This window comes from Chthoniobacterales bacterium (genome assembly GCA_035274845.1).
Lineage (GTDB): Bacteria > Verrucomicrobiota > Verrucomicrobiia > Chthoniobacterales > UBA10450 > AV80.
The window spans coordinates 74,777-87,950 of the sequence record DATENU010000022.1 but is presented as its reverse complement, the minus strand read 5'-3'; the positions used below and the strand labels follow the sequence as shown (position 1 = coordinate 87,950).

Annotated in this window: 10 protein-coding genes and 1 tRNA gene; 7 read left to right on the top strand and 4 right to left on the bottom strand. The window is 55.5% G+C overall.

The window, feature by feature from the left end; translation table 11 throughout:
* Positions 1 to 227 precede the first annotated feature (227 nt).
* Positions 228 to 1,829: a DUF4365 domain-containing protein gene (locus tag VJU77_16715; GenBank protein HKP04996.1), complete on the top strand. Its 1,602-nt coding sequence runs from the start codon at positions 228 to 230 to the stop codon at positions 1,827 to 1,829.
* 30 nt (positions 1,830 to 1,859) lie between these two features.
* Here VJU77_16715 and VJU77_16710 read toward each other — a convergent pair whose 3' ends face one another.
* The 4 genes from VJU77_16710 to VJU77_16695 all read right to left on the bottom strand — a co-directional run bounded on the left by VJU77_16710 (position 1,860) and on the right by VJU77_16695 (position 6,561).
* On the bottom strand, positions 1,860 to 2,945 hold the full coding sequence (locus tag VJU77_16710; GenBank protein HKP04995.1) for a hypothetical protein: 1,086 nt from the start codon (positions 2,943 to 2,945) through the stop codon (positions 1,860 to 1,862).
* 1,316 nt (positions 2,946 to 4,261) lie between these two features.
* Positions 4,262 to 4,570: a hypothetical protein gene (locus VJU77_16705; GenBank protein HKP04994.1), complete on the bottom strand. Its 309-nt coding sequence runs from the start codon at positions 4,568 to 4,570 to the stop codon at positions 4,262 to 4,264.
* Between the two features lie 12 nt (positions 4,571 to 4,582).
* Positions 4,583 to 4,735, bottom strand: a complete 153-nt coding sequence (locus VJU77_16700; protein ID HKP04993.1) for a hypothetical protein — start codon at positions 4,733 to 4,735, stop codon at positions 4,583 to 4,585.
* Positions 4,736 to 5,328: 593 nt separating this feature from the next.
* Positions 5,329 to 6,561, bottom strand: coding sequence for a site-specific integrase (locus tag VJU77_16695; protein HKP04992.1), 1,233 nt, complete (start codon positions 6,559 to 6,561; stop codon positions 5,329 to 5,331).
* Positions 6,562 to 6,616: 55 nt separating this feature from the next.
* On the opposite strand from VJU77_16695, the gene VJU77_16690 reads away from it, so the two are divergent.
* The 6 genes from VJU77_16690 to VJU77_16665 all read left to right on the top strand — a co-directional run bounded on the left by VJU77_16690 (position 6,617) and on the right by VJU77_16665 (position 13,131).
* A tRNA-Phe gene (locus VJU77_16690) sits at positions 6,617 to 6,689 on the top strand.
* Positions 6,690 to 7,081: 392 nt separating this feature from the next.
* Positions 7,082 to 7,831: a hypothetical protein gene (locus VJU77_16685; GenBank protein ID HKP04991.1), complete on the top strand. Its 750-nt coding sequence runs from the start codon at positions 7,082 to 7,084 to the stop codon at positions 7,829 to 7,831.
* A gap of 56 nt (positions 7,832 to 7,887) precedes the next feature.
* The gene (locus VJU77_16680) at positions 7,888 to 8,925 is read left to right on the top strand and encodes a hypothetical protein (protein ID HKP04990.1); all 1,038 of its coding nucleotides are present in this window, start codon (positions 7,888 to 7,890) and stop codon (positions 8,923 to 8,925) included.
* 264 nt (positions 8,926 to 9,189) lie between these two features.
* The gene (locus VJU77_16675; GenBank protein HKP04989.1) at positions 9,190 to 10,083 is read left to right on the top strand and encodes a hypothetical protein; all 894 of its coding nucleotides are present in this window, start codon (positions 9,190 to 9,192) and stop codon (positions 10,081 to 10,083) included.
* 141 nt (positions 10,084 to 10,224) lie between these two features.
* Positions 10,225 to 11,604 (top strand): TIR domain-containing protein, encoded by a 1,380-nt coding sequence (locus tag VJU77_16670; protein HKP04988.1) that lies wholly within the window; start codon positions 10,225 to 10,227, stop codon positions 11,602 to 11,604.
* A gap of 81 nt (positions 11,605 to 11,685) precedes the next feature.
* Positions 11,686 to 13,131 carry a hypothetical protein gene (locus VJU77_16665; GenBank protein ID HKP04987.1) on the top strand — a complete coding sequence of 482 codons (1,446 nt, stop codon included), beginning with the start codon at positions 11,686 to 11,688 and terminating at the stop codon, positions 13,129 to 13,131.
* Positions 13,132 to 13,174: the final 43 nt, after the last annotated feature.

Genomic DNA, 13,174 nt, shown 5'->3' with positions numbered 1-13,174 from the left:
GTGATGATCTGCGCACCCGCAGCGGTGCGGTGGTTTCCAAGAGAGACCATTGGCCGGAAGACCGAGAGCGCCCGTGAGGACGGCGCAGATGAGCCCCTCTAAACAACGCCAGTAAACTCGCGAATCTGTGCGAAAGCAACGCGGCCACAGTCTCGCCGCATCCGTTTAATTTAGCGTGTACAGGCTAGTTCCGCACCGGATTTTCCAGACTACGATTCAAACGGTGTATGTTTGGCGTGCTGATGGGCGCTAAGCGATCAAACCAACCGACGGTGGGGCCGAGCTTCGTTATCGAGCAAAGGGCGATTGAGGTTCTGAAATCACTTCTCCCTGACTCGTGGCTATGGCGGGCGCAAGTACCCGACTTCTTCGTCGACTACAATGTTGAAATTGTGGAAGCCGGCGAACTGACCGGGCTGCAGCTCGGGGTTCAGGTAAAAGGCTCTCACTCGGTTACGATTCGAAAAGGCGGTATTCGCTTCCGCATGAATCGCAAACCTCTCCTATACTACCGAGACGATGCTCGTCTGCCGGTCTTTATCGCACTAGTAGATGTCACCGAAAGGAACGCGTACTGGGTCTTCGCGCAGAAGTACCTTCGTGAACACGCTGCCGCAGCAAGGCTCGACAGCCAGAACACGCTGAGTGTGACGTTCAATTTGGCGGACTCCTTCCGTGATTTGGCCCGCTTCTCTGAAGCGGTGAAGCAAGCGGAGCAATATGTGCGGGATTTGTATCCTGGCTCGATCGGGGCGGCGATTGAGCAGCGGAAAACGACTTTGCAGAAGCTTGATCCGACAATTGGCGTCGACGTTTCCTTTCAGGCCGGCCGGGAAGTTATAGATCTTCATCCGACCGCACCACTCTGCCTGACATTTACAAGCGGTGACTCGGAAACTCGCCGACAGTTTCTGGCGATGGTGAAACGTGGGGATGTCTTCCTTGCGGACATGGACTTAATCGGCCCGCACGACTCTCCTCTGATTCAGACACTAATGCCTGCGGGGCGATACAAGCTGCGGTTCGAACCCGAGTCACGACCAGGCTCGGTGCAACTTCGGTGGAAAAACTCGAAATTTCTCCAAATAGAAGGCTATTGGCAGGGTGGGATAGAGGTGATGCGCTTTGGCGGTAGACTTCCCCACAGTCCGCTTTCAGTTGAGATATCTCTCACCCGCGGTGCGACAGACGAGTTCAGCATTTCAGTATCAACGCCACTCAGACTAGATGAATGGGAAGGCCAAGCGCTGTCTTGCCTCGCGTGGTTTGACGAATTGCGGAGCCTCGCGGCCACGCTTGCGACGGAGGAGGAAGTCGAACTCGCTTATTTCGTCGAAGGGCTTCGTGTTGGCAGAGGGCAGCTTGCGGCAACGAACAATGACGCCAATCAGCGAATGCACCGCGAGCTGGACTGGTTCGGACGGGTTCGCTCCGTCGCAGAGCATTACGGAATCGACCCGCGAGTGCCAAAGCCAAGCGACATCACCTACCAGACTGAACGAGAACTTGACGCATTGTGGGCACTCACACGCGGAGACTCGTTCCAAGATTTCATCAGCGGTGCCACATTCGGATGCACGGTCGAAAGCGAAACTGCCCTCCCGGCTCAGTGGCGAACCGGAGAACCTCAACCGCACGGTATGATGAAAATAATTGGTACCGCCGCTTTCGACCTCTTTGGCTATCTGATTGAGATACCGGATGTCGAGAATACGATGACCGATGTAGAGTTAATTTCTTTCGAGGACACTGACCGCCCATTGAAAAAGCGCCTCAACTTTCGAGCGGGGGAAAATGCTATCTGGTCCCGGCGAAAGCTCGGGCCGTAGAACTCATAGCGCTTTGCCCGGCCGGTACAATCAATCCGCCGGCTGCCACGAAAGAAAGGCATGCTCTAGGTGGCGGGTCATATCGTCGATCCTTTCTTTAAAGCCATCTTGATTGCACCACCGTATCGGATTCTTCGCGTCGAGCATCAACTGCAAGAGGTGCGTTGCCAGCCGCCCGCCGTCCAATGACCCCCACAAATCGATGAACATCGTGCGGAGCGCGCTTTCGCGCGTCTGTCCTGCTTCGCGACTAAAATGGAGGTTTCTGGCGAGTGCTTTAAGGGATTCGTCGCGCGAACACAGAATCCAAAACTTCTTTTCGGAAAGCTGCCGTTCAACTCGCTCTGCCCAATGCATCGCAACGAGCAAATCCCAAACGGCATTATCGACCGCCGACATCGCACGTTGGCGATCAGGACTAGCGACTCGGCGCAAGAGCGGCTTGCGGCGGCTTGGGCTAAATTGTTGCGCTGCGAGGCTAATGGCAGCGGGCAGGAAAATGTAATGATCGAATGTCCACCTAAAGAACCGCTCGATCTTTTCGCATGGATTGAGCGCAGCGAGTTCTAACTCGCAGATTTTGAGCACGGCCAGACGATGTTCCTCTCGTCCCGAAACACTGCCTCGGAACGTCTGTGGTGTCGGGTGCACCTTCGGTGGTGGAAGCTCACCAGGAGCGATTCGATCGGCCCGCGCCAACGCTATCTCGACAAACGTCGCGGCATCCGTCTCGTCCGCTCTACGAAACAGCGTTAGCTCTTCGAGAGCACCGGCAGGCCATTCGTGAACAGCGAGGCCTGGATCAACGAGAATGTTGGAGCAGAGCAAGTAACTCATGACAGCCGCTCCAAACCGCGCGCGACCGGACAATGGACAGACGGCCTCAGCTGATGCTGTACGAGCGAGAATGACCACGTCGTTGAAGACATTCCGATCAAGGAGCGCTGCAACGGTTATTCCGTCTGCGTGAGCCTTCCGGCACGCCTTCCAGTCGTAGATATCGGCTGCAGTAGGCCCGGCGCAAAATACCTTCGCCTCCCGTAAGAGGTCGGCGACTCGGTTCAAGTCATCAACCGCTATTGGAAGTTCATACTCGTACAGTTCAATCGTCGGCATGTCTTCGGTCGCGCAGAGTTTTTGTCACTTGCTGGTTCGCTTCAGGCCGGCCGGTAATGACCGGCCACCCCTATCTACGAAGGACCCTAACTACTTTACACGATCAAACGGCAAATTGCGTCCGCTCGCGATGGCCTCTATGCGGAATCGATGCGTAGCTCTTGAGCGGCCTCTTCGTCCACGGGCGTGGTGCACCGTTGGCGTTCGTCCCTTGCGTAGACGGGAAGCGCACTGCTTTTTTGGCAATCGGGAAGGCATGATGGAAACGGAGGCCTGCCCGGCTTTGGTTCGAGCCCATAAGCGTCGTTCTACCTATGCCCACCGTGGCCCGAAAGTTGATCGAGACGCGGTTCCGCGTCCGAGGAGATCGCCGCGGCGGTGGAAAAGCTCTTGCCATCCTCGCTTTGAGCGCATGGCGGGCGCACTTCGACCCCGGAAGAGTGTAGACGCGTTGGGATAAGGGGGTGCTGAGAGCGAAAGGTGACAGAAGGCTGTTCAAAGCAGATTTTGCCGAACTGCAAGACTCTTCCTTCCGCGTGATCGGCGGTCAGCAGACCGCTATTCATGCTTGCCGCGTGACAAAAATCGTGTGGACGGTCCACTATTCTTGCCGGCCTAGGCGATGCGACACGAATGCGACATGTCTCACTTGCGCGCTTTTGCCCCAATCTTGGCCCCAGAATGGGACATTCGAAATTAGGTCCCGCACAAAAAAGCGACATGGGGCTTCGCCACCCATTGAAATCTGCGACAAAAGTAGATTCCTTTTCCACGGTGGTGGGCACCTTCCAGCGACCTATACCCGCGAATTCACCTATGAAGCGGGCATAGGTGACAGGGTTGGACGGCAAAAGTGAGCTCGGCTGCCACTGATTCCATTCGAAAGAAAAACTAAAATCTCTCCGTATAGACCACACAAAACCCTATCCCACCTATTCCACCCATTCCCTCATTATCATAACTCATTAACTAAGAAGAAGATAACAATCTAAGAAAAGGATAGGGTAGGGATAGGGTGGGACAAGGTCAAAATCGGAAAAACGGCATGGGTGGAGGGAAGAATTCGCTAAGCCGTTGAGCTCCGCACAGTTGCTACGATTGACGTCAAGATAGGTCCGAGGGGGCGCATCTGAGCGCCTCGCGGTGGGGCTGGAACGCAAATGCGATGTTCGTTGGCTGCGCTCCGCTTAGTCCGGCGGGATAGCATTTTCAAACCAATTCGTCCTCTCGTACAACGAAGGCCCTGTCCCGCTCTTGGTCTGCTGTTATGCGTCCGGGTTGGCCGCGATTGCAGAGTAAGGGGAAGCATTTATGACTCAGCCTTCGAAAGTCAGGGTGCGAGTATCTTCATCATAACCAGGCTCCAATAACCTGCTCTGCCCCATCGACGAAACGACAGGGAGTCGAACGGGATTGAAAGTCACGACCTCGTGTAGCCCCTGCCAAAACTCGTTGCATTTAAGCACAGCTTCCGCCGTGTCCCTGTTCATCGTGCGCAAAACGTCGTAGGAATCACCAGCGTTGTCGATCTTCGTCTTATAACAAACAAGGAAGCTCTCGACCCACGAACGGAATGTGTGGGCGTCGAGAATCTCAAGCCGTGCGCGTTCCGCGTACGGAAACATTGGCACATTATCTCAACGATAGATGCCTCTCGCCTTGATAATCTTCAGCAGTTGTCGCGCGAAAACGGAGAGCAATACATCGTCCGTCGGCAATTCCACTTTCGGCAGAGCTCCATACCTAATCGCCTGCGGACCCGCGAGGATTTCGTTGGAGTGCGACAGCATTTACGATTGAGTCTCTATGTTCGGCTGCTGAGTGGCAGGGGCCTGCTCTGCGCGCCCGTTGTCCCGAGAAAGTCCGTCATAAGTTTCTGCGCCGGCGAGAAGCCTATGAATTTCAGAGGTGGGAATAAGGAGTCGACCGAGCGTGGAAAGCGTCTTCACGCTACCGTCATAGATTTTACGGTACGCCCAGGTGACTTCACGCCCGAAAATGGCGGCGAAGTGGTTCGGTGTGACCGCTGCGCACTCCCTCCACGGCAGGATGAGTTTCGGAGATTTCCCCATGCGCTTTCCGTTTCGAGACAGGCGGGCTGGGGCTGGAGTTGGCGTAGTTTGGCTCAACATAGGCGGATAGTAAGCCCATTTTTTCAGGATCACGCAGGGGCGGAGGTCTGACCTTGGACTCTTGCGGACTGTTCCAGACTCTTATGGACAGTCAGGGCCTTTTTTAGCCGCAGAATTTGTTTGACAACTTTCGCTGTCCACTGCGAAGCCTTTCCTCGGGAATAGTGCCGACGGGCGCTCCCGAAAAATCCGAGTATCGGGACCGCCGGCACGTGTTCGGTTGCGGGACAGTCGGAAAAAGCAATTTGTCGCTATCCGGTTCGTGGAAAAAAGCTGACAACGTTTTCCGGAGAGCTCAGGTTGAAGCGAATTTTCTGCACCTGCTCCCTTGCGTGTTGTTGCCGCAGGTGACCGTAAACGCGCATGGCGAGCGCGCCACCATCTCTGTGCCCGAGCAGTCTGGCCACCGTTGGGATATCAATTCCGCTTTCGATGGCCATCGTTGCGAACAGGTGCCGCAAATCGTGATGCGTGATTTTTTGAATGCACAGAGTCTTGCAGGCACGGTCGAGGCTCCGTTGGCACTCTTTAACGCAAAGAACAGCCGTCTCCGGTGTCTCGCCGAACCGCCGTTGCCGCCAATCTCTTAACATCAGATCCAGTTCGGGAATCATCGACACGCGACGGATTCCCCAATTTTTTGTGCCGGTTTTCAGATCGCCGCGGATAATCAACTCGGATTTCTCCCAATCAACGTCCCGCCATTGGACCTGTTGAGCTTCGCCAAGACGACAGCCGCTAAACGCCAGAAATCGAATCAAGTCCGCACAATGCCGCGCCCGTGCCGCGCCCGAGGTTTCGACAATCCTTACTAAGTCGGCAAATTGACTACGGGAGGGTAGCGACAGCTCTTTAGCGCGTTCCTTCATGCGTTTGATCGCACGAGCTGAATTTGTGTGAAGCGCGCCTTCCTCTATCGCTAAATCTAAAATCTGTCGCAACGTCGCCACCGTATTATTAAAACGCCCGGCAGAAATTCCTTTGTGCGCGCTCTTAGTGCGATTCGCCCTGAATCCCGTGCCGTTGGCGCGAAGCGTTGCCGCCCAGTCACGCACTGCGCCTTTGGAGATTCTCCGAACGTCGAGTGCGTCGATGCTCGGCCACGTTTTGCGAATTGCGGCGAGGCACGCGCGGCGGTATTCCTTCGAGCGCGGTTTTAGATCGGGGTCGCTTTCACGAGCGCGGAGATACGTTTCCGCTACCTCGCCGAAGGTAATTTTCCCTTTTGCGATCTTCCTGCCTAAGTCGGAATGGGATCGGGCTTCGGTGACTTGCTCCGTCAGTCGATTGCGCGCAATGCTTAATAGCTTCGTGCGAAGGCTTTTTCGAATTAACTTGCCGCCTACTTTGAAGCGCGCAAAGTAAACGCCCGATGGGCCGTAGCGGACGAGATTTGCGACCGAAGATTTATGCCAGGGACTTGAGACCTTCGTTGGCGTTGTTTGGCTGTTTTTCAGGCAGTCAGTATCAGATTCTGGTATCATATTTGGCAAGAATGGTTTTCAAACATCGATCCAAAGTCCTTGATCGCAGCTAGTTGGCTGGGTAGCTCAGTTGGTAGAGCAGAGGACTGAAAATCCTCGTGTCGGGGGTTCAATTCCCTCCCCAGCCACACCTCTGATACGGCAGAGAGTGGAGCAAATTTTGCAGCAAAACCTCCGGGCAGAATCTACCCCCTCCGCCCGGAAATTGGTTCTACGAACAGCGCGTCGTTTCATGATGGCGGTAAACCGACAGGCGCGAATCAGGCGGATTGCGAAAGCCGTTGCCTGCAATTCCTCGGAACTCATCGCGTGGGGATGGTTTGAACGTGAGAGGGTGCACTTCGGGAAACATCTTCGCGCCGGCGGGGCGAAAATGCCGCCGAAGCTGCGGTTGCGGAATCTCCGGTCGATAAACCTGTTCTTAGACGCGGAATTTTGGATGCGGAAGCTGCCGACATTGCTGGGCGGCTGAAATTGCGCGCAACCTCGCGCAAAAGATTTTTTCGCGTAGGGTGCCAGAATGAGCACCCCAGACCGAGAAGACCCGCTGCCCGTAACCGGAACACGGAATAGTGCGATAATAAAAGGCGGAATACGAACGCTCGCGCAGTTCGTGCCGCTGGTAGGTGGGGCGTTCTCGCAGGCATGGAACGAGTACGAAACGTACAGTCAGAGCGCACGCGTGGACGAATTTTTCGACCGACTCACGGCGCGTGTTGCTGCAATGGAGCAAGGGGTAGCCGAGCTCGCTGCCAACGTGAAAAAATTACCAGACGCGGCGGAATTGCTGGAAGACATCGTTCGACGAGTGAAACGCGAGCCGGAGGATGGCAAGCGGCATTATTACGTAAACGTTTTGACTTCGTTTATCGCCCAACCGGAATCGACTACGCGGGATGAACGTCAGACAATAATTGATGATTTGGACACGCTAACGGCGCAGGATATCACATATCTGCAGAAATTTGCCGCCGGAGCGCAGCGAGGCGATTGGATATCTTCGACAGAGGATACCGGGTTCGAGGACGTGGGATTGGGTACGGGAAAAGAAGATATGAAATGGGACGCAATGCTCGGGCCAGCGATAAACTCTGTGGCGAAGCTGGAAGCGCGTGGCTTAATTACTCAAGCTTCGATCAATGCGATGTTTAGCCTCACCGGACCGGGGGATGCTTGGTATAATCGATTCCGCTCGAAGGCTTGGCGTATGACCCCAATCGGCGGAAAATTATTACGAGCTCTCAATTCGGGGGTAGGTCAACAACCTTGACGGAAGGCAAAGAGTTGTCTCTAGGTGCAAGCAACAAAGTTTCGGTTCGAACCCACGTGAAATCTATTGAGTTGTTGGGCCTTCTTCTGATCGGCAATTCGGTTGCGGTCTGCGCTTGGTGGCTTCTCGCAAATAAACCAAACGTCACGGCCGCCGTGGCTCTTTCAGTGTTGGTCGTTTTTATTGGATTAATCTGCATATTTCACGAGCGCATAACCGAGATAACAATAACCCAGGTCGGTTCAATTAAGACCGCTGCGCGACAGGCGACCGGGGACGCAGAAGAAATTTCAAAGATCAAGGAACGAATTGAAGCACAAGCGGCGACAGTCGATTTGGTTGCAAACAAGGCGACCGAGGCAGAAAGACTGGCCAGAGAGCTGGGGGAAAAAAACGAGCTCGCATCAAAGAAGCTTGACACAATTGAAGACACCCTAAAAAAGGCTTCAAAAACGGTAGACAATCTGAACGAGTTGACGGCGTTCACGAGTATTGTTCTTGCGGCTCAGAACGACGATCGCAAATCATTCGATCAATTACATGAATGGTCTAAGGACGCAAAGTATCCGTTGCGGGATCGCGCTTCTCAGGCCTATGAAATGATACTCAATGCGAGTTCAAAGCCGTTCGGTGTTGCCTACACTGTGCCCTGGAAGCGTGGCGTCGATCCCAGCAAGATCACTTTTGAGGGGTTGAAACTCGCAATCGCGGATACTCCGTACAAAGAGGGGAAGTTTGCGCTCCTTCAATACCTGGAGAGTCGACAGGATATTCCGATGAACGACAGGTTTGATTACTTCGCCTCGGTAATGCGTAGCGAAGCCAGTCTCGGAATGGTTCAGATCGCAGGCGAATGCTTCACGCATCTCGCTCAGCTAAAAATAAAGCCGCTGGCGGTCGAGTTCCTTCTGGAATGGTGGTCTGAGAATAGGGATAAGGCTGACGAGGATATTTTGAAAGCCAGCGAGTCGTTGAATGTGGAAAATGGAGCGGCACCAGCGCCATCGCCGACATCATCTCGCACACCGACACCATCTCCCACGTCGACACCATCGCGCACACCGACACCGGAGAAGACATCGACACCGGGATAACTCATAGGCGAGCCCTTGGTGAACTCTTCCCCCTAGACTTTTGGTTACACCTTTGGGGCGAATGCCAAAGGTGTATTGAACGGACTCCCCCGACACCCAAATTGCAATTGATGGTCGCTCGTGATTAGAATCTGCTTTTGGTGAATTCCCTATTATCACGCCTCCCCGACTCGCGAAGTTTCCGTCGAGTTCGGTTGTTGCTGACTGAACTGGCCGACTTGATGGACAATCTGCGATTCGTAACGCAAACTTAATTGTCAAAGCATGGCCGAGCCAACAAAGCATCATAAACCGAAATCTAATGGCGCAGACCAGCCGCGAAAGATCGCCTTTTGCGTGACGCCGGTGGGGGATGATAACTCGGAAACACGGCGGGCCACGTCAGGGTTGTTGTCTGCGGCGCTGCGACCGGTATGTGATGACTTGAAAATCGATCTGCACGTGGCTCACGAGATTGCCGCGCCAGGATCGATCACAAGGCAGGTTATCGAACACTTGCTAAACGATGATCTGGTGATTGCCAATCTGACCGAATTAAACCCGAACGTGATGTACGAACTCGCGGTTCGACACTGCAAAGGAATGCCCGTTGTGGTCATTGCGAAATTAGGCACGCGGCTGCCATTCGACGTCGCGGATGAACGCACGATTTTCTATGCTGATGATATGGCGGGGGCGGAAGAACTGAAGCCAAAACTAAAGTTGTCCATCGAAGCCGCTCTGGGAGAGTCGGAGCCTGACAATCCGGTATTTCGAGTCACGAAAGATCGCGTGATGAGGGAGGCTGTCGCCGGCGAACCACAGAAGTATGTTTTAGATCGGTTGGACGGTCTTCAGCGGCTCGTGAGTCAGATGTCTACGCGTTTAGCTGCCGGTCCTCTAGAGACAAAGGGACCTGCAGACGATTCTTTCAATCGAACTGATTATAATTTTGTGATTACTGACGCCCATGAGGCAACTCTCGCAAGTCTTTCCGACTTGTACATCAGAAAGCTATTTCCGGTGGTTGGCGTTCGCGCGTCCAAGGTGGGAGATGGTGAGTGGGCTATTAACCTGTCCACCATTCAAAAGCTGGAGATTGATTCCGTGCAGGCAGTGACCGAGGGCGCCGGATATCAGATGAAGGGATTGCCAAAACGCGCGAAGGGGGCTCACTAGACACAGTTCCCCTAGACTTTTGACTACACCTTTGGGCAACTGCCAAAGGTGTTCGTGCGGGTTTCCAAAAAAAATTAGGCGGTCAATGACCATTTCACTAGGAGGATGACCGGTAAGGACCAACGATTTACAGGCTGAATCGTGTCGGGGGTTCAATTCCTTCCCCAGCCACCTCTTTGGGATTGTCAGACGCGGCTTCCTGGTTTCACCTTTGGCGAATTGAATCCGCTGATTTTTCTTTCTTATTCCTCGCAGGATAAGCTGATTGCCGACGCGATCTGCTCGCGTCTCGAGAACCAGAATATCCGGTGCTGGATTGCGCCGCGCGATGTGAATCCGGGCGCGGATTACAGCAACCAGATCGCCGACGCCCTGGAGCGGTCGACCATTATGGTGATGGTATTTTCGAGCGGCTCCAACAGCTCGCGGCACGTGAAGAGCGAGATCGATCGCGCCTTCAGCCTGGGCAAAGTGATCATCCCTTTTCGGGTGGAAAACGTGGAGATCGACAAGGGTCTCGCCTACTACCTCGCCAAGACCCACTGGCTCGACGCCGTGACCAGGCCACTCGAGCAACACATCGACCGGCTCGCCGGAACGATTCGGCAAGTAGCCGGCGTGGAGTCAGGTCCGGGTTCGCAAATTCCACCGCCACCAGCATCGCCGGTCGCGCCTGCTCCCGCGTCATCCAAAGCGCCCTGGATCATCGCAGGCCTTGCGTTTGTTTTTTTCGCCATTCTCGCTCTCGGCGGGCTGGTTTTTCTTTTCCTGAATCAGAGAAAGCCCGCACCTCCTGTGGTTGCGACCGCCCCGCCGAAAAGTACTCCCGCCCAAAATCTCTCTGCTCCAGCGAGTACGCCATCGCCCGCGGTCCAGCGTGAATGGCAGGCTGTAGACGATTCCGCTTCCACCCGCGAGCCGGAGGAAGATCCGTTTGCCGGCGATTGGCGAATTACCGAAGCAATGACGCTGCCGGGCGAGTCGTATTCCGGCACCTTGTCGATAACGCCATCCGGCACGCGCTACCGCCTTCAGTGGCGCGCCGCCGGAGCCGACTACAGCGGCATTGCCCTGGCCGACGGCAACAAATTATGCGTCGCGTTCGGCTCAGACACTTTCAGCGTTATTTTTTATCAGATTCAACCGGATGGAACCTTGAAAGGCCGATGGGCCAGCTCTGCCTTTTCGGAAGGTGATCCTGATGCCTTTGAAAACGCGACCGGGCGTTCTGCCGGGAAGATCGAGGGGAACTACACCGTGAAGGGGCTAAATTCGGACGGCACCAACTATCAGGGCAAACTGAAGATCGTAAAGACTAGCCAGACCTTCCAGCTCGAATGGCAGGTGTTGGGGACGACAATCAAGGGTGTGGGGCTCAGGGTAGGGGACAACCTCTTCGTCGCGTCGGGGGACAAAACTCCTCTGGGAGTTGTGGCGTATATCTTTGAGGGGAACCGCGCCAAAGGCGTCTGGACGCTGGTGGGTCAGGAAGTAACGGGAAAAGAAAACCTGGCGAAGTGAGGCAGAAAGCTGTCCCATAATCTTCCGAGAAGCGCGAGAGGATCGCCTCGAGGTGGCGTCCTTCGTGCTGACCAGTCTGCCGTGTTAAGTCGTCTCTGGTCCTGGGCGCGTGAATGGGCGCCGCTGCTTCTGCTGGTCAGCGTTGTGCTACTCTCGCGCATCCCGTTTCTCGACGCCGGCTACGGCTTGCACTGGGATGCCTGGGGAAACGCCAGGATCGCGCAAGAGATCGCGACAACCGGTCGCTACACCATGGCGCGAGTGCCAGGGGCGCCGGTTTACGAATTAACCACGGCGCTTCTTTCCTGGGGTGGTCCTTGGGCGCTCAATGGTTTGTCGGCCGTCGCCGGGGCGGCGTGCGTGGCGATCTTCGCCCTGCTCGCCCGTAGATTCGGCTGCCGCGATTGGTTATTGGCCGCTGCCACCCTGGGCTTTTGTTCGGTCTTTTACATCAGCAGCGTCACCTCCAAGGATTTCACCGTCGCCTGCGCGTTCGTGTTGCTTAGTGCGCTTTTCATTGCGAAGGGTTGGCCGTTCCGGGCCGGGATCGCGCTCGGGTTGGCGATGGGTTGCCGCCTGACCTCAGGCGCGATGCTGCTTCCCCTTGCCTTGATGCTTTTCAATCTTCAATCGCGCGAGAGCCGGTTCCGGCAACTCATGCAATTCGCCACGGCGACAGCGGTCGTCGCCGTTCTCGCATTCCTTCCGGCCTTCGCTCGCTATGGCGTTTCATTCCTGACTTATTTTGAGCCCGTCTATTATCCGTCGTGGCTTACCGTCGCGTCCCGCGGCTCGGTGGACGTCTGGGGCGCTCTTGGCTGTGTCGGACTGGCCGCCGCCGTCGCGGGCGCGTTCTGGTTTCGACGGTCGCCATCATCAATCGGGGGCCCGGCGGCGTATCCTGCCCTAGCCTGGGGAGCGGTGGTTCTGATCTATGCCGCTCTCTATGTTGCCTTCCCAGATCAGGCCGCCTATTTCTTGCCCGCGGTTCCATTTGCCATTCTCCTCCTGGCCCGTTTCAGTCCCCGGCGGTTGTTCCACACCTTCTGCATGGCGACGATCGCCGGTGCATTCGTCGGGTGGGAGAACGGCGCGCCTGCCGTCGGGCCTGTTTTTCAGGATCGCGCCCAGCGGCTGCGGACCATGGCGAACATCCGCAATTTCTACGACTACGCGCGCACCATTGAAGGAAAGAACGTCTTTGTGATCGGCGGGTTTTTCCACGCCCTTGGGTTGATCGCGCCCGAATCAAAGAGCGGTCACTTTGTCTATCTGCTCCCGCCTAACGAGCTGACGGAATTCCTCAAGACTGGCTACACGATTTACTATCTGCCCGCGATGCGCCAATTCGAATACGACGTGCACGGCATCGATCTCGCGCGCTACGGCGCGATTGATCTCCAGGTTTTTCGCGAATTACACCGGACCCCGCCGGGCCCAGCGAAGGCAGCTATCGCGGCTGGACCTCAGGATAGTTCGTCTCTGGCGCGAAAACCTATTCCGTCCGCAGCGCCGCCATTGGGCTAGCCGGCGTCGGATTTCCCGGGCTGTTAAGGCGCGTTTTGCCCGA

Coding starts and splice junctions, on each gene's coding strand:
- VJU77_16715 (HKP04996.1), top strand. CDS start 228: ATGTTTGGCGTGCTGATGGGCGCTAAGCGATCAAACCAACCGACGGTG.
- VJU77_16710 (HKP04995.1), bottom strand. CDS start 2,945: ATGCCGACGATTGAACTGTACGAGTATGAACTTCCAATAGCGGTTGAT.
- VJU77_16705 (HKP04994.1), bottom strand. CDS start 4,570: ATGTTTCCGTACGCGGAACGCGCACGGCTTGAGATTCTCGACGCCCAC.
- VJU77_16700 (HKP04993.1), bottom strand. CDS start 4,735: ATGCTGTCGCACTCCAACGAAATCCTCGCGGGTCCGCAGGCGATTAGG.
- VJU77_16695 (HKP04992.1), bottom strand. CDS start 6,561: ATGATACCAGAATCTGATACTGACTGCCTGAAAAACAGCCAAACAACG.
- VJU77_16685 (HKP04991.1), top strand. CDS start 7,082: ATGAGCACCCCAGACCGAGAAGACCCGCTGCCCGTAACCGGAACACGG.
- VJU77_16675 (HKP04989.1), top strand. CDS start 9,190: ATGGCCGAGCCAACAAAGCATCATAAACCGAAATCTAATGGCGCAGAC.